Source organism: Mesorhizobium sp. WSM4823 (assembly GCF_055811195.1).
Genome location: NZ_JBVVQL010000004.1, coordinates 255,403 through 278,677 on the forward strand (window position 1 = coordinate 255,403; position 23,275 = coordinate 278,677).

The following is a 23,275-nucleotide window of genomic DNA, read 5'->3' on the forward strand; positions in this document are numbered from 1 at the left end:
CCCCGTTGCCTGCGAACTATTTCGGCTGTTTGCCAACCGCCAGCAGCAACACGTTTTCCTGGCTGAACTGTTCCTTGTCGAGAATGCCTGAGATCTGGCCCTCATGCATGACGGCGATGCGGTCGGAGACGCCGATCACCTCCTCCATGTCGCTCGAGATCATCAGCACGGCGACGCCGGCATCGGCCAGCGCGCGCATCAACCCGTAGATTTCGGCCTTGGCGCCGATGTCGATGCCGCGTGTCGGTTCATCGAGGATCATCACCTTCGGGTTCATGGCAAGCCACTTGGCCAGCACCACCTTTTGCTGGTTGCCGCCTGACAGCGTGCCGGTGCGCGTCGCCACCGAGGGCGCCTTGATGCCGAGATTGCGCTTCTGCTTCTCGGCGGTGACGGCTTCGGCGCCAGCAGAGACCAGGAACCGCCGGGCATGCGCCGGCAGATTGGGGAGCGAAATATTCTGGGCAATCGACAGGTCGAGCAGGATGCCGGTGAGCTTGCGGTCTTCCGGGACGAGGAAGATCCCGTTGGCGACCGCGTCGGCGGCCGAGCCGAGAACCAGGTCCTTTCCATCAAGCCGGAGCGTACCGCCAAAGCCCTTGTCGATGCCGAAAAGCACGCGCGCCAGTTCGGTGCGGCCGGAGCCGACAAGACCCGCCAGGCCGAGGATTTCGCCATGCCTGACGCCGAGATCGACCGGCCGGTCGGGATAGGCACTGGTGCGAACGGCCTTGGCCGATAGGGCGACGGCGCCGGGCGGGCGCGCCGATTCCGCGGCCTTCTCCCTCTCCTTCAGCATGCGGCCGATCATCAGCTTGACCATCTGGTCGTGATTGATGGCGTTCTTCGGCAGAGTACCGGCGAGCATGCCGTCCCTGAGCACGACGACGCGATCGGCGACCCGCTCGACCTCGTGAAGGCGGTGCGAGATGAAGATGACGCTGATGCCCTCCGCCTTCAGCGCCTTGATGACGTCGAGCAGCTTGTCGGTTTCGGCAAGGGGCAGGCTCGATGTCGGCTCGTCGAGGATGACCAGCCGCGCCTCGATCGACAGCGCCTTGGCGATTTCGACCATCTGCTGCTGGGCAAGCGACAGCGCCGATACCGGCATGTCGGCGGAAAAATTGGCACCCACGCGTTTGAGCAGCGGCGCCGCCAGCGCGCGCAGCCTGGCGCGGTCGACAAGCCTAAGCGGGCCAGCACGCAGCGGCTCGCGGCCGAAGAAGATATTGGCGGCGACGTCAAGGTTTTCGAACAGGTTGAGTTCCTGGTGGACGAAGGCGATGCCGGACCGGATGCTGGCCTCGACGGTCAGCCCGTCATGCGCGACGCCGTCGACGGTGATCGTGCCGGTGTCGGGGGTGGTCACGCCGCCGAGGATTTTCATCAGCGTCGACTTGCCGGCGCCGTTTTCGCCGACGAGACCGATGACCTCGCCGGGCCTGACCTCCATCGAAAATCCGTCCAGCGCGACCACGCCGGGATAGGTCTTGCGCACGCCCTCAAGACCGAGGAACGGGGCAATCGTGGAAGCGATGGATGCGTCGGAATAATTCATCATGCCTGACAGCAGCCGGTGGGCTACAGACTGACGGGCCTGGCGAGGCCCGTCAATAACAGCGTCGCGCCGCCCCTCACCCTTACCCTCTCCCCGTAAAGAACGAGGGGGTCGCCAGCGCTGGAGCTTGTCGCTTCTCCCCGTTCTTCACGGGGAGAAGGTGCCGGCAGGCGGATGAGGGGCAGCGCCAACGCCGATTATTTACCCGCCATCGCCTTCAGACTGGCGGCATAGGCGTCGACGTCGTCCTTGCCGATGATCTTGGTCGGCACGATGATCAGCCCGTCGGCGGGAACGCCTGACTTGTCGCCCTTGAGATAGGCGGCCATCAGCTTCATGCCCTGGTAAGCCCATTCGAAGGGCTGCTGCACGACCGTGCCGGCGATGGTACCTTCCTTGACGCCGCCCAGCGTGATCGGATCGTCGTCGAAGCCGACGACGGTGACCGAGCCGAGCTTGCCGGCGTCGCGCAGCGCTTCATAGATGCGCGGCGTGTTGTAGGAATAGAAGCCGACCATGCAGGTGACGTCGGGGCTGGCGACCAGCGCGTCCTCGACGTTTTTCTTGGCGCGAGCCTGGTCGATGTCGTCGCCACGAACGTCGATCAGCTCGATCTTGGTGCCGGCGAGCCCTTCCTTCATGCCCTCGATACGCTCCTTGGCATTGTCGGCGCCGAGCAGGCCGACGAAGCCGAGGCATTTGCCGCCGTCAGGCATCGCCTTCTTGGCGATCTCGGCCGCTTGCTTGCCGGCGTCTATATTGGACGAGCCGATATAGGCGACCCGCTTGGTCTGCGGCGCGTCGCTGTCGGTGGTAAACAGTGCCGTCTCCGAAGCGATCTTGTTCAGTCCGTCGGTCGAGGTCTTGGGATCGACGGCCGAAACCATGATTGCCTTGACGCCGGCCGTCACCAGATCGTCCATCAGCCGCTGCTGGATGGCGACCGACGACTGCTCCGGATATTTGAGCTCGAGATTGTAATCGGGCAATTCGCCCTGCGCCTTCTTGACGCCGGCTTCGGCCGCCTTCCAGAAGTCGGAAGCGCCGTTGACGACGAAGGCCAGCGTCGGTTTGTCCTGGGCGCGGGCAATTGCCGTGATGGACAGGCCAAGAGCCAGGGCCACGGCGGCGACGGACGCACTTCGTATCGCAGATTTCATGTTCAACCTCCCGTTTGATTCAGTCATTTTCGCTGATCTGAATTGTCGAATGCGGCTTGGACGCCCTCCTCCTCAAGGGGTGCTGGCAGCGAAAGAACGGCGCCATTCCAGCCGCGATCTGAACTCTAGAGACTCATTGGCTGCTCGTATAGTCCGATTTGTCCGACATTTCCGTAATTGCGTGGCTTTACGTTTGCCGGCCCAAGAGCCGCGAACGCCGCGCCACACCTCTTCCCGTCACCGCCCTTTCGATCCCGGGCCGACATGACAAATTGACTTTAGAATGCTTACGGCTATTAGTAAATAGTATTAGTCTTCTGGGCGAACCTTGCTGCCGTCTTCCCATTGCTGCTGCCGCAGGGATGCGAGAAGGGAGGAACCCTGCCTTTCGGGACCGCACCTTGTCTCATATTGATCTCTTCGTGCTGATGGTCATTCGACTGCCAGGATGATAATAATGATTAGTCAATTGCTCTCTTATATACGCGGCGCGCCGTCCTGCAGCCTTTAACGGCGCCTAGAACGGCCTCTGGGTTAGCAAGCCGGAAATTTGGAACACAATGCCCGTAATTTGGAACACAATGCTATGAGCGACCCGACGGATCTGCGCGATCCACCTCTTGAAGCCTCCAGACGCCGAAAGCCATCGGGCAAGAAACCCAAGGGCCGCGTGACCATGACCGATATCGCAAGGGCCGCAGGCTGCTCGCAGGCGACGGTTTCGTTCGTCCTCAACAACACGCCGGGCATCAGGCTCTCGCAGCAGACCCGCGATCGGGTGATCGAGGCCGCGCGGGGTCTCGGCTATGCCCCACCTGCCTTTTCTGCTCTTCGCGGTCCTGTCGCCTCGTTCGAGGGGCTGGACGGGGTGATCGGCTTCGCGGTCGACCAACTGGCGACCAGCCCCGAAGCGGTCGTTGCCATCGAAGGTGCGCGCCAGGTCTCGTGGAATGCCGGCAATGTCGTGCTGGTCGCGCAGACTCTGGGCGATTCCGTCATGGAGCCGCGCGCCATTGCAGCACTGACCAAGCGGGGCATTTCGGCGCTGATCTATATGACGATCTTCACGCGCGAGATCGTCGCGCCCGATTATCTCTATGGCCTCGACATCCCGGTCATCCTGCTCAACTGCTATACCGCCGACTACGCTTTCCCAGCCGTGGTGCCGAGCGAAATCGCCGGCGGGCAGAGCTCCACCCGCCACCTGATCAGCCATGGCCACCGCCGCATCGCCACCATCACCGGCGAGCCCTGGATGCAGGCGGCGCAGGACCGGCTGAAGGGCTACCGCCGGGCGTTGGCGACGGCCGACATCCCGTTCGATGCAGAGCTGGTGGTCGAGGGCGACTGGTCGGCGAGCGCCGGCTACGCCGCGACAGTCAAGCTGCTGGCGCTCAAGGACCGCCCGACCGCCATCTTCTGCCAGAACGATCGCACCGCGATCGGCTGCTACGAGGCGCTCAAGGAAGCCGGCCTGCACATCCCTCGGGATATCTCGGTCGTCGGCTATGACGACGAGGAAATCGCCCGCCATCTGTTCCCGCCTTTGACGACGTCGATCCTGCCGCATATGGCGATGGGGCAATGGGCGATCGAGCAGCTTGAGCTTCCCGCACCGCCCGGCCGCGGACGGCACCCGATCACCAAGCTCGAATGCCCGCTGGTCGAACGGGAATCGGTCGGTGCTGTGGCGCCTGCACGCTAATACGGTCCGGCAACCGGCTGAGGACCTCCCGACTTCGGGCAAATGCAAAACGCCGCACTGATATATGATTGCCGCACTCTGGTTGCGGCGCAGTCCGGTTGTGGCGAAATCTTGTACTCAAGGATACAGTGGATTTGATTCCGCTCACCGTCCGCGCCGGCTTTCGAGCCGAGCTCTTCGCTGACCTGAACATGCGGATCGCAACCGCCAGGCGCGGTCTGCATTAGGGGAAAATAGGATGCCTTTGACGCTTCTCATCGATTCATATTGTGCTGCCTGGTCGGATGAGAACGCCGAGAAGCGACGGGCGTTGCTGTTGCCGATCTGGAGCGAGGGCGCAACGTACACGGACCCTACGGTCCATGCGGCTGGCGCGGAAGAACTGCTCGCGCATATCGCAGGAGTTCTGGCCAAGCATCCCCGTGCCCGCATCTTACGGACAAGTGACGTGGATGTTCATCACGGGATCGCACGCTTTGCGTGGAAGTTTGTGATGCCGGATGGATCGTCCTTCCCTGAGGGTTTGGACATCGCCTTCCTCGACTCCAGCCAGAAGCGGATAACGCGGATCATCGGCTTTTTTGGGCCGTTGGTAAGGTCTTCGGCGTCATAGGCCACAGCAAGTTATTCAACCCCATCGATCATCTTCGGTAATCACATCCCCTGCACCTCTTAAGAGACCGAGCGGCTACCGCATCTCGTCCCGGTCGCAAAATCGTCGCGTCGATCCAGGCGGCGCCCGGAGATTCAAGGAATATGTTCAGTCGGCCGGACCAGCAAACAGTATGAGATTTCCGTCCGGGTCCAGAATAATGAAATTTCGAGCACCCCACGGCTCTTTCTTGAGCGTTTGGTGAAAATCCACTCCGGCGGCTTGGAAATCCAGAAAGAGGCGCTTGATCTCGCTTGCGGTATCGACCGTGATTGAGGCGGAGAGCAGATGTTCGCGTTGTCGTATATCGTCAACAAACACAGGCTCGCAGACCAGCCGCAGTGCGAGCTGCGCTTTGTCACGTATAATCTGCCCGTAGAACGGTGGATCCCCGTAAACGAAGTCGATTGCAAAGCCGAGTTTGTCCACGAAAAAGTCACACGACGCTTTGATGTCGGAGACGAACAGTTGCGCAGAGGCGGAACTCAGAATGGGGCGGGAGGTGTTCTGTCTGGTTTGAGTGGTCATGGCATGGGCTCCTGACTTGAGCGCCTGCCATCCCTCGAATCCCAATTGACGCGCCACAAGTTCTTGCGCGTCATTTAGCTTGAAGCTGGATTCCAGTATCTGAGTATCGTCCAGGTGCTGAAATCGTGGCAAAGCAGCCCGGATCTGGGCCGCGACCGGATAATACCGCTCGCGATGCCACCGCAAATACTGCTTGGCTTGCTTCTTAAGGTTTTCGAGATTCGGCATAGGCGCTACCTCTAGAGTTCGCAGGCGGGCATTGCCCAGTCGGCCCAAAGCCGGTGCACCCTACGTAGCGCTATTTTCAAAATGCAAAATTCGCGTGAGATCGTCAAGAACCACGCCTTTAGTGCTCTCCTGCGATTAATAGTGCCAAACAGCACTTAGGAATTTTGCGACCGGGCCTTCGCATTCACGCTGATCGACCGGCGCGTGCCAGCCCGTGCGCCACCAGCCGATCGATAATCTCGGGGTAGCTGACGCCGCTTGCCGCCATCGCCTTGGAATACATGCTGATATCGGTGAAACCGGGAATGGTGTTGAGCTCGTTGATGAGGACGCGCATGTCCGGCGTCACAAAGAAATCGACGCGGGCCATGCCGTCGCAGCCGACCGCCCGGAAGGCCTTTGCCGCTATCGCGCGGATATTGCCTTCGATCTCCTGCGGCAGTTCGGCAGGGACTTTCAGCACCGCGCCGTCCGCGTCGATATATTTGGCGTCGTAGCTGTAGAAACCGTGGCTCTGTGCCGGCACGATCTCGCCGGGACGGGAAACGAAAAGGCCGCCTTGCGTATCCTCCAGCACGCTGCACTCGATCTCACGGCCTCGAATGAATTCTTCGGCCAGCAGCTTGCGGTCGTGGCTAAAACCTTCCGTCAGTGCTGCCTCGTAGTCTTTTTCAGCCGACACCTTATTGACGCCGACAGAGGAGCCCTGCCGGGCCGGTTTGATGAAAAGCGGAAGCCCAAGCGCGCTCTGCAGTTCCGCAAAGGCCGGTGCGGCGCCGCGGTCAATTGTCATGGACCGCGCGGTGGGCAAGCCGGCCTCGTTCAGCAGCCGCTTGGCAATGTCCTTGTCGAGGGCTGTGGCCGAACCGAGAATGCCGCAGCCGGCAAGCGGAACGCGCGCCACCTCCGCGAGCCCCTGCACGGAGCCGTCCTCGCCGTGGAGGCCATGCAGGGCGGGAAACAGGATGTCGATGGCAGGCAGTTCATGGGGCGCACTATTCGTCGGGATCGCCAACACCCGTCCTTTCCCGCCCGGCACCAGACAGACTTCCGTACCGCTCGAAGGTTTCGCCAGCGTGCCGTGCGCGAAGCTGCTCAGCAGCCATTGTCCCTGGCGGGTGACGAAGATGGGAACGGCATCGTATTTCGCGGGTTCCAGCGCACGCATGATATTGGTTGCCGACAGAACCGAAACGTCATGTTCGGCGGAGCGTCCGCCAAAGAGGACTGCAATACGGAGCCTGTTCGAGGTGTCGGCCATGGGCTCTCCAAATGGTCTGGCAGGGATTCCGTCAGCGTCACGTCACGCCCCGTCTTGGCGCGCAGCCTGAATATTCCCTGACGAAGGTGGCGAAAATTAAACGGGATGGTATTCGTATACCGGTATACGAAGTTCGATCTGTCCGTTCAATACCTAACCGAGCCTATCCGAGAAAAGGGGTGTTTGGGGCGGTCTTCTCCTGTGAGCGGCCGTAACAGGATGCGCATCTGACGATGCCGGGAGGACGGCCTCTTCGAGTACGTGAAAGGTGCGCTTCAATTCGCGATGCAAGTGCTGTAGTTAGACGATGAGGCGGCTTGCCGCTTACTGAGACAACGACGGCGAAAGCGTATTTTGCCGCAGTGTATGACGAACCGTAGCGGTGAGATGAGACAAAGCGGTCGAAGACAGGGTAGCCTAAGGCCCGGCATTCTGCTCAGCATGGGTGCCGGTCTGCGGCTGCTCGCTTCATTGCTCTTTTTGATCTGGACCATCCCTGCGGCAACAGCCGATCACGTCGGACAGGACCTTGCCAAAGAGCAAATGCGGCTCGGCGCAACCGAGCCAGCCACAAACCCGACTTTCCATGTCCGCGACATTGCGCGCCGTGTTGCTGCCGAGACTTCCCGTTTCAAGACGGGAGCGCCGGCCATTGCGGGAAACGGCAAGCCCTTTTGCATTATCCCGGATCTGCGCCTGCCGCTCGAAACCGCGTCAGCCGCACCGTTTGCTGTATGGTCTGAGGACGGGCCGAACCTGTCGCCGATCCGCGCCTTCGATGCGCGCGCACCTCCGCTTCTCACGGCATGACGTTTGGCCGCGCGACCGCGGCCCCCGACTTCCAAAACTTTCACATCGCGTTCCCGGGCTCTCATCGGGTGGCTCGCCGATCGGAACGCCAAAGCACTTGTCGGAGGCGGTTTTCCGCCCGATATGGGCTGAACGGATAAAGATATGCTGCACTTTTCGCGCTGGAAGACCATTCTCATCTGGCTGACGGTCCTGGCCGGTGTCCTCTACGCAGCGCCCAATCTGGTTCCCGCCTCCACTCTGGCATCGCTGCCGAATTGGCTGCCAAAGCAGCGGCTGACGCTGGGGCTCGACCTGCAGGGCGGCTCGCATATCCTGCTCCAGATCGATCGGCAGGACCTCGCCAACGAACGCCTCGAATCGGCCCGCGACGAGGTCCGCACATCGTTGCGCGACGCCCAGATCGGCTATACCGGGCTTACCGGCACCGCCAATTCCATCCAGGTCCGCATTCGCGACCAAGCTCAGATCGAAGCCGCGAAGAGCACGCTCGAGAAGTTGACGCAGCCGATCTCGACCGGCCTTTTCATGAGCGGCTCCGTGACCGAGATGGAGATGACCGAGCCGGAGCCGGGCCTGCTGCGTTTTACGCTGACCGAAGCCGGGATCGACTACCGGATCGCCGCGGCGCTGACTCAATCGATCGAGGTGGTGGGCCGGCGCGTGAACGAGCTTGGCACGACCGAGCCGATCATCCAGCGCCAGGGATCGGACCGCATCATGGTCCAGGTGCCGGGCCTGCAGGATCCGCAGCGGCTGAAGGATATCCTGGGACAGACCGCGAAGCTGACTTTCCAGATGGTCGACCACTCGATTCCGGTCGAGGAGGCGATCTCCGGCCGGCCGCCGGCGGGCTCGACGGTCATGTATTCGACGGACGAGCCGCGGGTTCCCCATCTGATCGAGAACCGGATCATCGTCTCCGGCGAAAACCTCGTCGATGCGCAGGCAACCTTCGACCAGCGCACCAACGAGCCGGTGGTCTCGTTTCGCTTCGACAGCCGCGGCGCCGGCCGCTTCGGTCAGGCTACCCAGACCAATGTCGGGCGCCTGTTCGCGATCATCCTCGACAATGAGGTGATCTCCGCGCCTCAGATCCGCGAACCGATCCTGGGCGGCACCGGGCAGATATCCGGCAGTTTCACGGTGGAAGGCGCGAACGACCTTGCGGTCCTGCTGCGCGCCGGCGCACTGCCTGCCGATCTCACCATCGTCGAGGAACGCACCGTTGGCCCGAGCCTCGGTAGCGATTCGATCGACGCGGGCCAGTTCGCGGCCATCGTCGCCGGGTTCCTGGTCGTCGGCTTCATGCTGTTCGCCTATGGCCGGCTGGGACTGATCGCCAACATCGCGCTCCTGGCCAACGTCGCATTGATCATCGCCGTGCTGTCCATTCTCGGCGCGACGCTGACGCTGCCTGGCATCGCCGGCATCGTGCTGACGATGGGCATGGCGGTGGATTCCAACGTCATCATCTTCGAGCGCGTCCGCGAAGAGAGCCGCCAAGGGCGCTCGATCGTGCAGTCGATGGATTCCGGGTTTAAACAAGCGCTGGCGACCGTCGTCGACGCCAATGTGACGACGCTGATTGCCGCCGTCATCCTGTTCTTTCTCGGCTCAGGACCGATCAAGGGGTTTGCCGTCACCCTCGCCATCGGCATCGTCACCACCGTGTTCACGGCGTTCACGCTGACGCGTTGGCTGGTCGCCTTCTGGCTTCGCCGGCAGCGCCCGAAAGCCATGCCCAGCGGCGTCATGCGCCTGGTGCCCGACGATACGCGCGTGCCTTTCATGGCATTCCGAAAGTACGCCTTCACCCTGTCCCTGCTATTGTCGATCGCTTCGGTTGCGGCGTTCTTCACTGTCGGCATGAACTACGGCATCGACTTCCGCGGCGGGTCGAGCATCGAGGTGCAGGCGAAGGGTCAGCAGGCCGACATCGGCGACATCCGCGAGCGGCTGACGGGTCTCGAACTGGGCGAAGTTCAGGTGCAGGAGTTCGGGTCGACCCGGGATGTGCTGATCCGCATCGGCACCCAGGGGGGCGGCGACGTTGCCGAACAGTCCGCCGTCCAGAAAGTAAGAAGCGCGCTCGAAGCCGACTACGAGTTCCGCCGCATCGAGGTCGTCGGTCCGACTGTCTCCTCGGAACTCGCCTTCAACGGCACAATGGGCGTGCTCGCCTCGCTGCTGGCGATGCTCGTCTACATCTGGGTCAGGTTCGAGTGGCAGTTCGGGCTCGGCGCCATCATTTCGACGTTCCACGACGTGATCCTGATGGTCGGCTTCTACGTCGTCGCGGGCATAGAGTTCAATTTGACCTCGATAGCCGCGATCCTGACTATCGTTGGCTATTCGATCAACGATACGGTTGTGGTCTATGATCGGGTCCGCGAAAACCTACGCCGCTATAAAAGGATGCCGATCGCCGAGTTGCTCGACCTGTCGATGAACCAGACGCTGGCGCGAACTGTCCTGACCGGCGTGACCACGCTGTTTGCGCTGGCGGCGCTTTCGATCTGGGGCGGCGAAGTCATCCAGTCCTTCACGATCGCGATGATCTTCGGCATCCTCGCCGGGACCTATTCCTCCATCTTCGTCGCCGGCCCGCTGCTGATCCTGTTCAAGCTGCGGCCGGGCGCCCTCAGCCCAGAAGAAACCGCGGTGGCGAAAGAGCCGCCGGGTCGGCCCGCCTTATGACGCAACGATGGGCGGTAGCGAGGATCTCGTTGACGCCGGTGGCGACCATCGCGCCGTCCCGCACCAGCACCGCGCCAAAGGGACGGCCGCCCTTGCCTATACTGGCGCGGGCGAGTTCGATGGCTTCGTCGAGAAAGCGGGTTCGTCGATTGCCCTTCATCGATGTGCCGGATCTTCAGGCGCGCCGGCTGCCAAGAGGGTTGCCTCGATCTCCTTGTAGCCGCCCGCGCGGGCGTGCTGGAGCGGCGTCATCCCCTTGCCGTCGGCGAGGTTGACGTCGGCGCCGGCTTTAACCAGCAGGTCGACGATCTGTTGGTGCCGCTCGCCGCCATCGCCGAGGATGATCGCCTCCAGAAGCGCGGTCCAGCCGAGCTTATTGATATGGTCGACGGCGACGCCGGCCTCGATCAGCGTGTGCACCGTCTCGACGTGGCCACGCTCTGAGGCAGGTATGAGGGCCGTGCCGCCATAGCGGTTAACGCTTTTCAGGTCGGCCCCGTGCATCAGCGTCATCTTGAGGATTTCAAGATGCCCGTGGGCACCGGCATAGAGGTAGGGGCTGTCCTGGATGTTGTCCTTGGCGTTGACGTCAGCGCCGGCCTCGATCAACGTCCTGGCAGCGTCGATCCGGTTGGCGTGCGTGGCGACCAGCAGCGCGGTGGCGCCGGCATCGTCGCGCGCGTCAATTTCCGCACCTTTGGCCAGAAGCCTGGCGATCGTGGCGACATCGTTGTTTCCGGCCGCTGCATGCAATGAAGTTTCGCTCATGGTTTCTCCTGTCGCGATGAGAGGGGCCGTCGGCAGCAGTAGGGAAGCGATACCTGCGAGGACAGATCGGCGAAGCATTTTCCTGTTTCCTGTCATGACGGGATGCGCGGTCGAAAGCCCGAGAGGATTCCCGTGTTGAAGCATGCCGGCACAGACATGTGTACGCACCAGAAGCGTGGTCTCGAAGGCAAGGGTTGGCAGGAGCGTGCATTTGGAAAGATTGACATACAGGGGCTTCCTACGTTGAGATCACGTAGATGAGGAAGCGTCAATCGGCGTCGATGACGCTCTCCTTGAGGATCTGACGCAGGAAGCAACCATGTCCACGATGCAACCATTCCTCATGTTCCAGGGCGGCCATGCCGAAACGGCTATGGACCTCTATGTCTCGCTGTTCGACGATGGTGAGATTCTCGATGTCACGCGCTGGCAGAAGGGCGAGCAAGGCGCGGAGGGCAGCATCAAGCTGGCCCGCTTCAGGGTTGCCGGGCAGAGCGTGCTTGCCAGCGACAGCCCGGTAAAGCACGCGTTCGATTTCACCCCCTCCTGGTCCTTCTTCGTCGACTGCACGTCGGGCGAGGAGCAGGAGCGGCTCTGCGCCGAACTGTCGGAGGGCGGCAAGGTGCTGATGCCGTTGGACGATTACGGTTTCAGCAAGCGCTTCGCCTGGGTCGCCGACCGCTTCGGCGTGTCCTGGCAGCTCAATCTCGCCTGAGTGTCAAACGCCCGATCAGAAAGGAGACGACAATGAAAATCGTGACCAGTTTGAGCTTTCGGGGCCAATGCCGCGAGGCTTTCGAGTTCTATGCCAAAGTTCTTGGCGGGAAGATCACCGCTGCCATGCCCTACGGCGATGCGCCTCCGGGCATGCCGATCTCCGATGAGAAGCACAAGACCTGGCTGATGCATTGCTGGCTCGACGTCGGCAACCAAGCGCTGATGGGCGCCGACATGGACGTCGAATGGGCTCCCAACATCGACAAGCCCAAGAACGGCTTCGACGTCACCCTGCACACCGAAGACAAGGCCGAGGCCCAGCGCTGGTTCGACCAACTGTCTGAAGGCGGCAAGGCGATCATGCCGTTCGGCGAGACTTTCTGGTCGCCTGGCTTCGGCTCCCTGATCGACAGGTTCGGCGTCCCGTGGATGGTCAACGTCATTCCGTCGGCTGACTGGAAGCCGCAGGGCTGATCCCGTATCCAAAACACTTGGGGAAGAACCCCCGGACGTCGGCGCTGGGGGCAGCTCCTTGTGACATTAACCGGCGTCCGCCGCGGGAGCGACCCGGCGCCACTCCACCGCGGAGAAGGGTGTGCCGTGCAGCAGAACAGCGGGCAACCTTCCCCGATCGCACCCCAGGCAATTCCGTGACCACAGGAATCGAAGCGCTCAGTTAGCGTCCCACTCATTATCGGCTCCGGCCAAAAAAGCGGAGTTGAAAAAGCGGCGGCTTACGGCAGTATTTGGCGCCCGCCTCGGGACCGGTCATGCATGTCACATTCCGCCGCGCCTTCGTCTTTCTCTTTCTTGACCAGCAAGGTCATGGCTGCCGTTGCGGCGATCACAATCGTGCAGCCCAGCCACTGCGGCGGCGTCAGCTCCTCGCCAAGGAAAGCCATCGCACCACCAACGCCGAAGACCGGAATCAAGGTCAGGATCGCAGCGGCCGTTCCCGCCGGCAGCACCTGAAGCCCTATCAGATAGAACCAGAAGGCCAGCGCGTATTGGACGACGCCCGAGGCAAGCGCGAGGAAAATCAGCCATGCCGGAATCGATTCCGGCAAATGCTCCAGCCCAAACAGCCAACTGCCTATCAGCAGCAGTAGAGCGAAAACGAAGCCGACGCTCTGCTGCAGGGCGGCAAGCGGCAGCGGTGCGACGTCCGCAATCAGCACACGCGAGTTGATGACATAGAGCGCCGCAAAAACCGTGCCGAGCAGGACCAGCAGGTTGCCGGCGGCGCTTCCTCTACCCACGCCTTCCGCAGCGCTTGCCGTGATCAGCACCACGCCGCCCATTGCCACGACGATCATGACAAGAAGGTGGAGTTTCAGCCGCTCCTTGAGCATCAGCCAGGCAAACAGCGTAACCAGCGCAGTTTCCGTCGCGCCGATGACCGAGGCGGACGCGGCACTGGTGAGCGCAAGCCCTGGTACGCCGGCGCCATAAGAAAGTCCCGGTTCCAGCACACCGGAGAGCGCGAGCCTCATCGCGCCTTTGTCGAGTTGGACCGTCTGCTGCGTGACGCCGACGGCAAGCCATAGAAATGCGATGCTCGCGCTGAGCTGCATGGTCAGCATCAGAAACGGCGGCACGGCCGACAGAGCGTCCTTGGTCATGACGGTCGCCAGCCCCCAGCAGGCGGCGGACAGAACCACAGCCAGGATCGCCTGCCAGAGTTTCGGGCGCCACGCGTGGCGTCGTTCGGACGCCTTGTTGTTCATAACGCCTCCTCGGTCAGGCGCACAGCTTCGCGTTCCACCGGGCAGATGTCGGACGCGCAGATGTCTTCGTCGCAAAGCCTGCAGATGTGGTCGGCGCGGTCGCGGCTCCGTGTCAGCCGGGTCAGCATTGTTGCCAGGACTTTACCAAGCACTTGCGTCGAACGAGCATCGAGGGTGGCAAGCGCGTCGGCCAGCACCTGCTCGCGCGCCGTGACAATCCTCGCACGCAAGGCGCGGCCTTTGGCGGTGAGCCGCAGCTCGACTTCCCGGCGGTCCTTGCCCGGCTTGCGCTTGACCAGCCCGTCCGAGACGAGGTCCTCGATAAGGCGAACGGCGACCGAATGAGTCAGTCCGAGGGCGCGGGCCAGCAGTTTGATGGTTGTGCCGGGATAAGGGCCAAGCGTCACAACGGCCGCGCATCCGCTGGGACTGAGCCCAGAGGCTTTTCTGCCGGCGGCCAGGATTTCGTCGGTGAGAGAGAGCGCGAAGGCGCCGAGCAGGTTTGGCGTTATGTCACGTGTCATTTATCCATTATATTCGTTCCGAATACATATTCAATGGAACCTGGCTGAGGGCCTGAGCATTCAGCTGTTGTAACAAGGCCCGACGACCGATGCCGCAGCCGTCAGGCACCGGTCCTGATGGGATGAGAAAAAGGAGGATTCGATGTCCATGCATCCTTATGCCATCATCGAGGCACCTTCCACGCTGGGTCTGGCGACCGACGGTGTCGAAGGCCTCCCCGACAGGCTTCTTGGATTCGGCCTGGCCGAGCGCATCGGCGCGCGGCGCGCCGGCCGGCTTCAGGTCCCGCAGAAGGACCCAACGCCCGATCCCGACACGCGGACGCTGAACGCCAAAGCCATCGCGGATTGGTCTCCCAAGCTGGCGAATGCTGTAGAAGCGGTGTTGGAAGCGGGCGAATTTCCGGTGGTACTGGGTGGCGACTGCACGATCGTGCTGGGCTCGATGCTCGCCCTCAAGCGGCGCGGCCGCTATGGCCTGCTCTTCATCGACGGCAATGCTGACTTCTTCCAGCCTGAGGCGGAGCCGAACGGCGAGGGCGCGTCCATGGACCTTGCCTTCCTCACCGGATACGGGCCGGCGCTGCTGACCAATATCGAATGCCGTTCTCCGCTGGTGCGACCCCAGGATGCCGTGGCGTTCGCCTTTCGCGATCACGAAGACCAAGCCAAATTCGGCAGCCAGCCGCTTCCGCCTGAGCTTCGCGCCTATGATCTCCACGCTATACGCAGCATGGGTGTGGAAAGCGCCGCCCGTGCCGCACTTGACCACCTGGTGCGGGCGGAGCTGGACGGCTTTTTCATCCACCTCGACGCCGATTGTCTCGACGACGCCATCATGCCGGCAGTCGATTTCCGTGTGCCGGACGGCCTGTCGTGGGACGAGCTTGAAGCTGCGCTCCGCATCGCCCTGACGAGCGGAAAAGCCGTCGGCCTTGAGGTCACGATCTACAATCCGCGCCGTGACGAGGACGGCAGCGCCGGTCGCGGTTTGGCGGATGTGCTAGCAGCAGCCCTTGGAACGGCGGCGCCCTGGCGTGGCGGACCCTCTCAGCCAAGGCCGTAAAGCCATCCGGGGTAAGCGCCGCCCTCGTTTCAAGAATCCATGGCATAGGAGCAGAGAAATGACTGTCAGCCACTACACGAACGAAGACGCCAAATTTTTCCAGTACCTCGACAAAGAGATTTTCGTAGGCGACGTCCTCGATCAATCCAACAGCGGCCACATGAGCGCGGGTTACTATCGCAACAAGAGGAAAGGGGAAAAGAATGAGTGGGTCGTCACGTATGACGAAGTCCTCATCGTCACCAAGGGTGCCCTTACGATCCGGACCGCCGACGATGTAAGGACCGCCAAGGCCGGTGAAATCATCTTTCTCACAAAAGGTACCGCGCTCGCCTACGAAGCGGCCGAAGACGATACCGAGGCCGTTTACGTAAGTTATCCACACTGGATGGACGCGCAAGAGCATTCTGAGCACGCGCACCTGCTCGAATCGTACCACCCAATGAGCGGCCTGGTGGAAAGGGCATAAGCTAACCCTGTTGTTTTGGCGAACCGCCGTCGCAGCGCAGCGTGATGCACCGCCGATCCGCTCGATCGTCGGCGTCTTATGCTTTCCCCGCAAGGCGGGATTCATCTGGTTCCGAAGCGGATGAAGAAGCCATGAACGGATCTTCCCGCATCGCCGCAACGAGATAGTCGATGATGGTTCTTACGCGAAGCGGCATGTTGCGCCGGGAAGAGTAGACCAGGTTGATCGGCAGGCGGGCCGGCGGGAAGTCGGGCACGAGATTGATCAATCGCCCGGCGCCAATATCGGGTGCCGCCAGGATATGGGTGAGGATCGCGATGCCGGCCCCGGCAAGCACGGCGCGGTGAACAGCAACGGCATTGTCCACGACGAGTCGCGGAGCGATTCGCACCGCGACTTCATCGGCCCCGTTGGAAAACTGCCAGGAACGACCGCCGCCGCCGCGGTTATAGCAGATACAGTCATGGCGGCCCAGATCCTCAAGGGTTCTCGGCATGCTTCGTTTTTCCAGATAGCTCGGGGATGCGACGAGAAAGGCCGTCGTCCAGCCGATCCTGCGGCATATCAGGCTGGAGTCGGCAACAGGGCCGAGGCGCACTTCGAGGTCGATGCCTTCTCCAATCAGATCGGACGGCTCTTCGCGAAACAACAGTTCAACGCAAAGTTCCGGGTGGCGATCGAGAAAGGCTGCGAACCGGTCACTTATATAAAGCCCCAACGGTGCAGGCAGGGAGAGGCGTACCTTACCAGATGCAGTTCCCACCGGGCCGGCAGACTCGCCGAGTGCTTCCACCGCCTCGATAACCCTGAGCGCCATCGGGATCATCCGTTCGCCTTCGGACGTGAGCGCCAATGCCGTGGTCGAGCGATGCAGAAGACGCGTGTCGAGTTGGGCCTCCAGGGCCGAAACCTGTCGGGAAACCGCGGGCTGCGTCAGCTTGAGATCGATGGCGGCAGCTGAAAACGAGCCCGCCTCGGCGACCCGCAGGAATGCCCGCAACGCGCAAACGATGTCCATAACCGTCCCCTTCGTTCTCGACATAAGCCTTATGTTCGCCACTTGGGTCGAAAGGTCTTTACGTCTCATACATTACAGATATTATTTATCCTCAAGGATGTCAAATATCCTTAATTAGAGGAAAGCCATGACCCAGCGCCTGAACTATGCCCAGAAATCGCCGGAGCTCCTGAAGAAGCTTTCGGACCTCAGCATGGCCCTGAAGGACAGCGCCATCGAACAGAAGATCGAAGATCTCGTGCAAATCCGCGCATCGCAGATCAACGGCTGCGCCTTCTGCCTAGACATGCATGTCAAGGAAGCCAAGATCCATGGCGAGACCGAACTCAGGCTCTATCACGTCGCCATCTGGCGTGAATCGAACCTTTTCATCCCGCGTGAACGCGCGGCCTTCGCCTGGACCGAAGCGGTGACGAAACTGCCGGAAGGCGGCATTCCGGATGAGCTCTACGAGCGCGTGCGTGGGCAGTTCTCCGAAAAGGAAATCTCAGACCTGACCTTTTCGATCATGGTCATCAACGCCTGGAACCGCGCCAGTATCGCCTTCAAGACCGTGCCTGGCTCGGCCGACAAGCTCTATGGCCTCGACAAGGCCGGTCTTAACTAGGCCGGTCTCAGCCAAGCCGGTCTCAGCTAGGCCCTTCCCCCTGACGACCCATCGAACGGCGCACGCCGCAACGGCGGACGCGAATAAAGGCATTTTGTGAAACAGGAGACAGACATGAACCTGAACAACACCCCAATCCCCGGCAGGTCAGGCTCCGAAGAGTTGGTTCCCTCGCGCTATGCAGTGAGGGTCGGCGAGATCGAGGTCCTGGTGATCAGCGACGGAGTGCTGCCGCTCCCAACCAGGATGTTGGGACACAACGCCGACCCGGCCGTGCGGACGGCCTGGCTGAACGACATGTTCTTGCCCCAGGACGCTTTCGACTGGTCGCTGAACGTGGTCGTGGTCCGTAGCGGCGAACAGACTATACTCGTTGACGCCGGGCTAGGGTTGGACCCGAACCTGAATCTGCCGCGGGCCGGCCAGTTGATCAAGCGATTGGAGGGCGCCGGCATCGATCTCGCGTCTGTGACCGACGTGGTGCTGACCCACATGCACATGGACCACATTGGCGGGCTGCTCATCGACGGTGTGAAAGACCAGCTGCGTCCGGACCTGCGGATCCACGTGGCGGCGGCTGAGGTCAAATTCTGGGAGTCGCCCGATTTCACCCACGTCGACATGCCGCCGGGGTTCCCGGACGCGCTTCGGTCGACTGCCAAGCGGTTCGCGAATGAGTACCGAGATCACCTGCGGCTGTTTGATGACGAGCACGAGGTCGCGCCGGGTGTGGTCATCTCTCGCACCGGCGGCCATACTCCCGGGCACAGCGTGGTCCGCCTTGCATCCGGGGGCGACCGGCTGACCTTCGCCGGGGACGCCGTGTTCACCGTCGGATTCGAACACCCCGGCTGGTACAACGGCTTCGAACACGACCCTGAGGAAGCAGCCCGCGTTCGGGTCCGTCTCCTGACGGAGCTCGCGGCGACCGGCGAACAGCTTGTGGCCACTCACCTGCCGTTCCCGTCCGTCGGCCGGGTGGCGGTCGACGGCGACCACTTCCGTTGGGTCCCGGTCTTCTGGGACTACTGATGGCTTGTCGGGTCAAGGCTGCGCCGGGCGTGCAGCCTTCATAACCACGCCTGCTCGGCCGGCAAAATCCACGGGTTCATAAGACAGGCCTGACCCACGACCACCCTCTGAAAGAATGAACAATGCGACGCGTTGGGCGCTCGCGAATGGAGAAATTCATGAAGATTGTCATCATCGGCGGAACCGGCCTCATCGGTTCAAAGACAGCCGACCGCCTGCGTAAGCAAGGCCATGAAGTCATTGCCGCCGCTCCGAACACTGGCGTCAATACGATTACCGGCGAGGGTCTCGCCGAAGCACTCGCCGGCGCCTCTGTCGTCATCGACCTCGCAAACTCACCGTCCTTCGAGGACAAGGCCGTCCTCGAATTCTTTGAGACATCGGGTCGCAACCTGATAGCTGCCGAAAAGGCGGCCGGCGTGAAACACCATATCGCCCTTTCCATCATCGGCGTCGATCGCCTGCCCGAGAGCGGCTATATGCGCGCCAAGGTCGCCCAGGAAAAGATCATCCGGGGGGCCGGTATTCCCTATACAATCGTCCATTCGACGCAATTCATGGAATTCCTCGGCGGTATCGCCCAGTCCGGCACGATCGGAAACACCGTGCGTCTATCGCCGGCCTATGTGCAGCCGATCGCCTCTGACGATGTCGCCGCCAATATGGCCGCCGTGGCGACTGCAGCGCCGATCAACGGCGTCGTCAAGATCTCCGGTCCGGAACGTGTCCGGCTCAATGAACTCGTTGCCCGCTATCTTAAGGCGTTGGGCGATGGACGCAAAGTCGAGGCAGATACGGAGGCGCGATACTTCGGCGCCAGGTTGGAGGACGGCTCACTCGTTTCCGACAACAATCCGCGCCTCGGCCACATCACGTTCGAGCAGTGGTTCGCAACCTCTGCCCGCAAATGATCGATATCGGTGCGCCGCCACATGCTCCGCACGGTCCAACTCAAGAAAAGGAATTTCGACATGATCAAGCCAATTCTCGCCCTTGCCATGACTGCTCTCTTGTCCGTGACGGCCGCTGCCCGTGATGCCGGCGAAAAGGATGCCAAGGTCACGCTTGTCTACGAGCACGAGCTGCCGAACGTGCCCGGCAAAAGCATGAAAGGTGTTTTGGTCGAATACGGTCCGGGCGGTTTCTCAGACGGCCACACACACCCATCGTCCGCCTTCATCTACGCGACAGTCCTCGAAGGAGCGATACGCAGTCAGGTCAATGATGGTCCTGTGAAGGTCTACAAGGCCGGCGAAAGCTTTTCGGAGCTGCCGGGCGATCGGCACGGCGTCAGCGAGAATGCAAGTAAGACCGAGCCCGCGACGCTGCTCGCGGTCTTCGTGGTCGATACCGCCCAGCAGGAACTGACGTTTCCGACCAAGAAATAGATGAACAGGCCGGGCGCCCGATCCGGTGCACGGCCGTGCTTCGACGCGATCAACCGTTATCGGTGATTCCTAGCTATGTTTGGCGATGACCACTTCTTGCCGCTCCTTCTGATCAACATCCTGGGGATTGCCGGTATCGCCGTATGGCACGTTCAAGGCAGGAACCGTCCGACAGACCGCCTGATCGTCCAGTTCCTGTTCTTCACCGGCATGAGTCTCGTACTCTACATGGGGGGCATCGCTCCGCATCGGCCCGATAACGTCTACACGGAGGGTTCTGCCGCGCTGCTCTCCAAATCGGCCAGAATTCTCTGGTGGACCCATCTCGCGTGGACGATCATCGGCTTCCTCCATATCTATGTCAGACTCAATCGTAAGCCGCGGGAAGCCCACCTCATCTTGGATATGGCTGTAGCCGTCATTTATCTCGGCGTGGCGCTGTCGGTCATGGGTTTCGTCTTCCGCATGCCGATCGCCACCCTGGTGACGACCTCGGGCGTCGTTGCCGTCATCCTGGGCCTGGCTTTACAGAATACGCTCGGCGACGTCTTTTCCGGCATCGCACTGACGCTCGGCAAGGCCTATACCATTGGCGACTGGGTCCAATTGAACGACGGCACCGCGGGTCGTGTCACCGAGACCAACTGGCGCTCCACCAACTTGCTGACCGTCGCGAACAACATCGTCGTGCTGCCAAACAGTATGCTGGCGAGACAAGGCCTGACCAGCCTCAGCCGCCCCGACGAGACGCATCAGATCGTGTTGACCGCGCGCTTTGCCGCTGGGCAGAGGCCATGCTTCGTCGAGGAAGCCATGCGGTCCGTGCTGCAAGCCAGCAGCCGGATCGTCAAGGATCCGCCACCGGCCGTCGCCCTGAAGACCATCGACGCGATTGCAATCGAAGTGGAGTTGCAGTTCCGCGTCCCCAGTCTCGCCATGGTGATCTCAGCCAGGAACGAGATCATCGACCTCATCCATGATCAATGCGGGGCAAGCGGTCTTTCGCTGGCTATGCCTGCCGCAAGCCTCGTGTATGTGCCGGTGACAACCAGCGGCGAGTCTTTCGCTCCGAGTCCTGAAGCGCGCTCATCCCGCGCGCTTTAGGACCCACTCGAAAGTATCGTTCCAGATGGCTGGAGGCGTTTCCCGCGACAGTATCTCTCCAAGATCCGCCAGCGTGACGCTGCGCAGTTTCTGGCGCCAGGCTTCGTCGGCTTCCCACATGATGCGAGCCACGGCGCAGGGGCTGCTGTCGCAATAACCCTTCGGGCGGCAAGGGTTGTTGGCGCGGATATCGGCGCAGACAAAGGTCCGCGCTTTGCCTTCCACAGCCTCCACGATATCGAGAAAGGTCAATTCCGCCGGCGGTCTTGCGAGGCGATAGCCACCGGATGGGCCGAGGGTCGAATGAACGAGCCCTGCCTGAGACAGGCTCTGCAGTGCCTTGGATAGGTATTCCTTCGGAAGCCCGTGCAATTCCGCCAACGCCTTGGTCGACAGATAGCGCCCATCGGGCAGGCCAGCGAGAATGGCGCAGCAATGCAGCACCCACTCGATTTGGCTCTTTAAAATCATTGATCCGTTCCGAGATGGAGAAAATCAGCACATATTATGGATATCAAATATCCCTATATCGGTCGCATGTAAACTTGGCGGGTGGAGCTCTCCAGCTCAGGACTTCTCAAAGCGTGGTCGCAGGCAGCCTGCACACTCACGCAGCAATCTCGGCATCAACAAGCTGGGCATCGCCCGCGATCATTCCGGCTGACCCGAGCAACGGAGCTGTTCGCCCCAGCGGCATAAGCCCTCGGCCTCAGCACAGAGCGTCGATCCGCTGTCCGTCAACGAATAGACGACCTTCGCCGGAGAGCCCGGATGGACTTTTCGGTTCACAAGCCCGTCTGCCTCAAGTTCTCGCAGCTGCTGCGTCAGCATCTTTTCGCTGATCGCTGGAATTGAATGCCGAAGCCGGCCGAACCTGCGTGGTGTCTCGCCGAGTTCGCAGATGATGTCTAGCTTCCACTTGCCGGAGACCATCTTCATCGCGGTTGCAAAACCATTCTCGGTGGGTTTGTTCACCTTGCCCTCCTTACCGGCAGGTAACCACTTACGCTTCCGTGCGTATTGGCATCGCGCTTCCCAAATCATAACTCTCCCTCGAACGACAAGCGAGCCGGAGCGTTGCGCCAATCAAATGGGGTGTCGGAATGACGCCTACAATCAGTACCCCAGACAGTGGACGTATGGGATCGGCGCTCGTCGGCGAGGCTCGATCCACCGCCGCTGCAAGCGGTTTCATGACCAACAGTATTCTTAGGAGAACAAGCATGACCAATACAAAACCGGATACAATGCAGGCCGCTGCCATCGACCGGTTCGGTGGAGCCGAGCTGATTACTGTGCGAGCCGTGTCAGTGCCCGAGGTCGGGCCGAGCGAGGTCCTAATCCGGGTCGAAGTGGCGGGCGTGGCCTCGTGGGACGCGGTCGAGCGTGAGGGTCGCTACGAAGGGGCTTTCGGAATGCCGTCGACATTCCCCTATGTGCTCGGCTGGGACTGCGCGGGCGCAGTCGTCATCGTTGGCGGCCAAGTCAACCGCTTCAAGGAAGGCGACCGGGTGTACGCCGCATCCATGCCACTTCCCAAGGGTGGAACCTACGCCACGTACGCAGTAACGGATGCGGACAACGTGGCGCTCATCCCCGCCAAGCTCACGATCGAGCAAGCGGGCGTCATGGGCTGGGATGCGTTGACCGCGCTCAGCGGCCTGGAAGAGATCGGCCTAAAGCAGGGCGGTACGATAATGATCTTCGGCGCTAGCGGCGGTATCGGGCACATGGCCATCCAACTCGCAAAACGATTGGGCGCCCGCGTCTTGGCGGTGGCTTCGGGCGACGACGGCGTGGCGCTATCGCAGCGGCTGGGCGCCGACGCCATCGTCAACGGGCGCAAGGACGACGTGGTGGCGGCCGCTCGTGAATTCGCCGCCGGCGGCCTCGACGCTGCCCTTGTCAGCGTCGGCGGTGAGGCGGCCGACCACGCGCTGACCTCAGTGCGCGACGGCGGTCGGGTCGCCTGCCCCCACGGCGTGATGCCCGAGCCAAATGTCCGGCCAGGCGTGGAGCTCATTCGCTACAACGGCGCCCGCAGCCAGGACGCGACCGACAGGCTTAACCGCCTGATCGACTCTGGCCCGTTCGACGTCCATGTCGCCCGTACATTCCCGTTCGACCAGGTTGCTGATGCGCACCGAGCGCTTACCACGCACTACGTCGGCAAGCTCGCTTTGCGGATAAGTTGAGCAAATGGTGGATTCCATCAGACAATTACCAGGCGTTGCGACGGCGAAATAGGGTCAT

Annotated in this window: 25 protein-coding genes; 14 read left to right on the forward strand and 11 right to left on the reverse strand. The window is 61.6% G+C overall.

The features are described from left to right. Positions 1-16 precede the first annotated feature (16 nt). Both AC0L26_RS13185 and AC0L26_RS13190 read right to left on the reverse strand, forming a co-directional pair. Entirely contained in the window at positions 17-1,558 is a 1,542-nt protein-coding gene (locus AC0L26_RS13185) for a sugar ABC transporter ATP-binding protein (protein WP_473633205.1), read from the reverse strand. A gap of 197 nt (positions 1,559-1,755) precedes the next feature. Next, positions 1,756-2,718 carry a sugar-binding protein gene (locus AC0L26_RS13190; RefSeq protein ID WP_473632915.1) on the reverse strand — a complete coding sequence of 321 codons (963 nt, stop codon included), beginning with the start codon at positions 2,716-2,718 and terminating at the stop codon, positions 1,756-1,758. A gap of 586 nt (positions 2,719-3,304) precedes the next feature. Here AC0L26_RS13190 and AC0L26_RS13195 point away from each other — a divergent pair. Continuing rightward, entirely contained in the window at positions 3,305-4,423 is a 1,119-nt protein-coding gene (locus AC0L26_RS13195) for a LacI family DNA-binding transcriptional regulator (RefSeq protein WP_473632916.1), read from the forward strand. Between the two features lie 238 nt (positions 4,424-4,661). Next, positions 4,662-5,036 (forward strand): hypothetical protein, encoded by a 375-nt coding sequence (locus AC0L26_RS13200; RefSeq protein WP_473632917.1) that lies wholly within the window; start codon positions 4,662-4,664, stop codon positions 5,034-5,036. Between the two features lie 147 nt (positions 5,037-5,183). Here the strand turns inward: AC0L26_RS13200 and AC0L26_RS13205 are convergent, their stop codons facing one another. Next, the gene (locus AC0L26_RS13205) at positions 5,184-5,831 is read right to left on the reverse strand and encodes a VOC family protein (RefSeq protein ID WP_473632918.1); all 648 of its coding nucleotides are present in this window, start codon (positions 5,829-5,831) and stop codon (positions 5,184-5,186) included. Positions 5,832-6,015: 184 nt separating this feature from the next. Beyond that, positions 6,016-7,092 carry a D-alanine--D-alanine ligase family protein gene (locus tag AC0L26_RS13210; protein ID WP_473632919.1) on the reverse strand — a complete coding sequence of 359 codons (1,077 nt, stop codon included), beginning with the start codon at positions 7,090-7,092 and terminating at the stop codon, positions 6,016-6,018. Between the two features lie 441 nt (positions 7,093-7,533). On the opposite strand from AC0L26_RS13210, the gene AC0L26_RS13215 reads away from it, so the two are divergent. Further along, positions 7,534-7,902: a hypothetical protein gene (locus tag AC0L26_RS13215; protein WP_473632920.1), complete on the forward strand. Its 369-nt coding sequence runs from the start codon at positions 7,534-7,536 to the stop codon at positions 7,900-7,902. A gap of 144 nt (positions 7,903-8,046) precedes the next feature. Beyond that, the gene (gene secDF / locus AC0L26_RS13220; protein WP_473632921.1) at positions 8,047-10,602 is read left to right on the forward strand and encodes a protein translocase subunit SecDF; all 2,556 of its coding nucleotides are present in this window, start codon (positions 8,047-8,049) and stop codon (positions 10,600-10,602) included. On the opposite strand, the gene AC0L26_RS13225 is transcribed toward secDF, so the two are convergent. Together AC0L26_RS13225 and AC0L26_RS13230 are read right to left on the reverse strand one after the other, a co-directional pair. Continuing rightward, positions 10,547-10,762, reverse strand: coding sequence for a hypothetical protein (locus tag AC0L26_RS13225; protein WP_473633222.1), 216 nt, complete (start codon positions 10,760-10,762; stop codon positions 10,547-10,549). The genes secDF and AC0L26_RS13225 overlap by 56 nt on opposite strands. Continuing rightward, positions 10,759-11,370, reverse strand: a complete 612-nt coding sequence (locus AC0L26_RS13230) for an ankyrin repeat domain-containing protein (RefSeq protein ID WP_473632922.1) — start codon at positions 11,368-11,370, stop codon at positions 10,759-10,761. The genes AC0L26_RS13225 and AC0L26_RS13230 overlap by 4 nt, the downstream gene beginning before the upstream one ends. Positions 11,371-11,689: 319 nt before the next feature. Between AC0L26_RS13230 and AC0L26_RS13235 the strand changes: the two genes are divergently transcribed. Then, positions 11,690-12,085, forward strand: a complete 396-nt coding sequence (locus tag AC0L26_RS13235; RefSeq protein ID WP_473632923.1) for a VOC family protein — start codon at positions 11,690-11,692, stop codon at positions 12,083-12,085. 32 nt (positions 12,086-12,117) lie between these two features. Next, a complete protein-coding gene (locus tag AC0L26_RS13240; RefSeq protein WP_352926932.1) occupies positions 12,118-12,561 on the forward strand; it encodes a VOC family protein in 444 nt (147 codons plus the stop codon). A gap of 260 nt (positions 12,562-12,821) precedes the next feature. On the opposite strand, the gene AC0L26_RS13245 is transcribed toward AC0L26_RS13240, so the two are convergent. Both AC0L26_RS13245 and AC0L26_RS13250 read right to left on the reverse strand, forming a co-directional pair. Beyond that, entirely contained in the window at positions 12,822-13,814 is a 993-nt protein-coding gene (locus AC0L26_RS13245; protein ID WP_473632924.1) for a DMT family transporter, read from the reverse strand. Then, complete coding sequence (locus tag AC0L26_RS13250) at positions 13,811-14,338, reverse strand: MarR family winged helix-turn-helix transcriptional regulator (RefSeq protein WP_473632925.1); 528 nt, start codon at positions 14,336-14,338, stop codon at positions 13,811-13,813. Before AC0L26_RS13250 ends, AC0L26_RS13245 begins: the two co-directional genes overlap by 4 nt. A gap of 142 nt (positions 14,339-14,480) precedes the next feature. Here AC0L26_RS13250 and AC0L26_RS13255 point away from each other — a divergent pair, with 142 nt between their 5' ends. Then, on the forward strand, positions 14,481-15,404 hold the full coding sequence (locus AC0L26_RS13255; protein ID WP_473632926.1) for an arginase family protein: 924 nt from the start codon (positions 14,481-14,483) through the stop codon (positions 15,402-15,404). A gap of 58 nt (positions 15,405-15,462) precedes the next feature. Then, the gene (locus tag AC0L26_RS13260; RefSeq protein WP_473632927.1) at positions 15,463-15,873 is read left to right on the forward strand and encodes a hypothetical protein; all 411 of its coding nucleotides are present in this window, start codon (positions 15,463-15,465) and stop codon (positions 15,871-15,873) included. 76 nt (positions 15,874-15,949) lie between these two features. On the opposite strand, the gene AC0L26_RS13265 is transcribed toward AC0L26_RS13260, so the two are convergent. Beyond that, a complete protein-coding gene (locus AC0L26_RS13265; RefSeq protein WP_473632928.1) occupies positions 15,950-16,891 on the reverse strand; it encodes a LysR family transcriptional regulator in 942 nt (313 codons plus the stop codon). 127 nt (positions 16,892-17,018) lie between these two features. On the opposite strand from AC0L26_RS13265, the gene AC0L26_RS13270 reads away from it, so the two are divergent. The 5 genes from AC0L26_RS13270 to AC0L26_RS13290 all read left to right on the forward strand — a co-directional run bounded on the left by AC0L26_RS13270 (position 17,019) and on the right by AC0L26_RS13290 (position 21,022). Beyond that, entirely contained in the window at positions 17,019-17,498 is a 480-nt protein-coding gene (locus AC0L26_RS13270; RefSeq protein WP_473632929.1) for a carboxymuconolactone decarboxylase family protein, read from the forward strand. 96 nt (positions 17,499-17,594) lie between these two features. Continuing rightward, positions 17,595-18,530: an MBL fold metallo-hydrolase gene (locus tag AC0L26_RS13275; RefSeq protein WP_473632930.1), complete on the forward strand. Its 936-nt coding sequence runs from the start codon at positions 17,595-17,597 to the stop codon at positions 18,528-18,530. 158 nt (positions 18,531-18,688) lie between these two features. After that, positions 18,689-19,441, forward strand: coding sequence for an SDR family oxidoreductase (locus tag AC0L26_RS13280; RefSeq protein ID WP_473632931.1), 753 nt, complete (start codon positions 18,689-18,691; stop codon positions 19,439-19,441). A gap of 60 nt (positions 19,442-19,501) precedes the next feature. Continuing rightward, positions 19,502-19,918, forward strand: a complete 417-nt coding sequence (locus AC0L26_RS13285; protein WP_473632932.1) for a cupin domain-containing protein — start codon at positions 19,502-19,504, stop codon at positions 19,916-19,918. Between the two features lie 75 nt (positions 19,919-19,993). Then, positions 19,994-21,022: a mechanosensitive ion channel family protein gene (locus tag AC0L26_RS13290; protein WP_473632933.1), complete on the forward strand. Its 1,029-nt coding sequence runs from the start codon at positions 19,994-19,996 to the stop codon at positions 21,020-21,022. Here the strand turns inward: AC0L26_RS13290 and AC0L26_RS13295 are convergent. Then, positions 21,005-21,493, reverse strand: a complete 489-nt coding sequence (locus tag AC0L26_RS13295; RefSeq protein WP_352926963.1) for an RrF2 family transcriptional regulator — start codon at positions 21,491-21,493, stop codon at positions 21,005-21,007. The two genes, AC0L26_RS13290 and AC0L26_RS13295, sit on opposite strands and share 18 nt — an antisense overlap. 180 nt (positions 21,494-21,673) lie before the next feature. Next, the gene (locus tag AC0L26_RS13300; RefSeq protein ID WP_473632934.1) at positions 21,674-22,066 is read right to left on the reverse strand and encodes a winged helix-turn-helix transcriptional regulator; all 393 of its coding nucleotides are present in this window, start codon (positions 22,064-22,066) and stop codon (positions 21,674-21,676) included. 179 nt (positions 22,067-22,245) lie between these two features. Between AC0L26_RS13300 and AC0L26_RS13305 the strand changes: the two genes are divergently transcribed. Then, positions 22,246-23,217: a quinone oxidoreductase family protein gene (locus AC0L26_RS13305; RefSeq protein WP_473632935.1), complete on the forward strand. Its 972-nt coding sequence runs from the start codon at positions 22,246-22,248 to the stop codon at positions 23,215-23,217. Positions 23,218-23,275: the final 58 nt, after the last annotated feature.

Bases quoted from the DNA above. Each gene is read 5' to 3' on its own strand.
- secDF (WP_473632921.1), top strand. From the start codon at position 8,047: ATGCTGCACTTTTCGCGCTGGAAGACCATTCTCATCTGGCTGACGGTC.
- AC0L26_RS13200 (WP_473632917.1), top strand. From the start codon at position 4,662: ATGCCTTTGACGCTTCTCATCGATTCATATTGTGCTGCCTGGTCGGAT.
- AC0L26_RS13225 (WP_473633222.1), bottom strand. From the start codon at position 10,762: ATGAAGGGCAATCGACGAACCCGCTTTCTCGACGAAGCCATCGAACTC.
- AC0L26_RS13245 (WP_473632924.1), bottom strand. From the start codon at position 13,814: ATGAACAACAAGGCGTCCGAACGACGCCACGCGTGGCGCCCGAAACTC.
- AC0L26_RS13210 (WP_473632919.1), bottom strand. From the start codon at position 7,092: ATGGCCGACACCTCGAACAGGCTCCGTATTGCAGTCCTCTTTGGCGGA.
- AC0L26_RS13280 (WP_473632931.1), top strand. From the start codon at position 18,689: ATGAAGATTGTCATCATCGGCGGAACCGGCCTCATCGGTTCAAAGACA.
- AC0L26_RS13270 (WP_473632929.1), top strand. From the start codon at position 17,019: ATGACCCAGCGCCTGAACTATGCCCAGAAATCGCCGGAGCTCCTGAAG.
- AC0L26_RS13255 (WP_473632926.1), top strand. From the start codon at position 14,481: ATGTCCATGCATCCTTATGCCATCATCGAGGCACCTTCCACGCTGGGT.
- AC0L26_RS13260 (WP_473632927.1), top strand. From the start codon at position 15,463: ATGACTGTCAGCCACTACACGAACGAAGACGCCAAATTTTTCCAGTAC.
- AC0L26_RS13205 (WP_473632918.1), bottom strand. From the start codon at position 5,831: ATGCCGAATCTCGAAAACCTTAAGAAGCAAGCCAAGCAGTATTTGCGG.
- AC0L26_RS13300 (WP_473632934.1), bottom strand. From the start codon at position 22,066: ATGATTTGGGAAGCGCGATGCCAATACGCACGGAAGCGTAAGTGGTTA.
- AC0L26_RS13190 (WP_473632915.1), bottom strand. From the start codon at position 2,718: ATGAAATCTGCGATACGAAGTGCGTCCGTCGCCGCCGTGGCCCTGGCT.
- AC0L26_RS13285 (WP_473632932.1), top strand. From the start codon at position 19,502: ATGATCAAGCCAATTCTCGCCCTTGCCATGACTGCTCTCTTGTCCGTG.
- AC0L26_RS13235 (WP_473632923.1), top strand. From the start codon at position 11,690: ATGTCCACGATGCAACCATTCCTCATGTTCCAGGGCGGCCATGCCGAA.
- AC0L26_RS13215 (WP_473632920.1), top strand. From the start codon at position 7,534: ATGGGTGCCGGTCTGCGGCTGCTCGCTTCATTGCTCTTTTTGATCTGG.
- AC0L26_RS13305 (WP_473632935.1), top strand. From the start codon at position 22,246: ATGACCAATACAAAACCGGATACAATGCAGGCCGCTGCCATCGACCGG.
- AC0L26_RS13290 (WP_473632933.1), top strand. From the start codon at position 19,994: ATGTTTGGCGATGACCACTTCTTGCCGCTCCTTCTGATCAACATCCTG.
- AC0L26_RS13185 (WP_473633205.1), bottom strand. From the start codon at position 1,558: ATGAATTATTCCGACGCATCCATCGCTTCCACGATTGCCCCGTTCCTC.
- AC0L26_RS13240 (WP_352926932.1), top strand. From the start codon at position 12,118: ATGAAAATCGTGACCAGTTTGAGCTTTCGGGGCCAATGCCGCGAGGCT.
- AC0L26_RS13295 (WP_352926963.1), bottom strand. From the start codon at position 21,493: ATGATTTTAAAGAGCCAAATCGAGTGGGTGCTGCATTGCTGCGCCATT.
- AC0L26_RS13230 (WP_473632922.1), bottom strand. From the start codon at position 11,370: ATGAGCGAAACTTCATTGCATGCAGCGGCCGGAAACAACGATGTCGCC.
- AC0L26_RS13265 (WP_473632928.1), bottom strand. From the start codon at position 16,891: ATGGACATCGTTTGCGCGTTGCGGGCATTCCTGCGGGTCGCCGAGGCG.
- AC0L26_RS13250 (WP_473632925.1), bottom strand. From the start codon at position 14,338: ATGACACGTGACATAACGCCAAACCTGCTCGGCGCCTTCGCGCTCTCT.
- AC0L26_RS13195 (WP_473632916.1), top strand. From the start codon at position 3,305: ATGAGCGACCCGACGGATCTGCGCGATCCACCTCTTGAAGCCTCCAGA.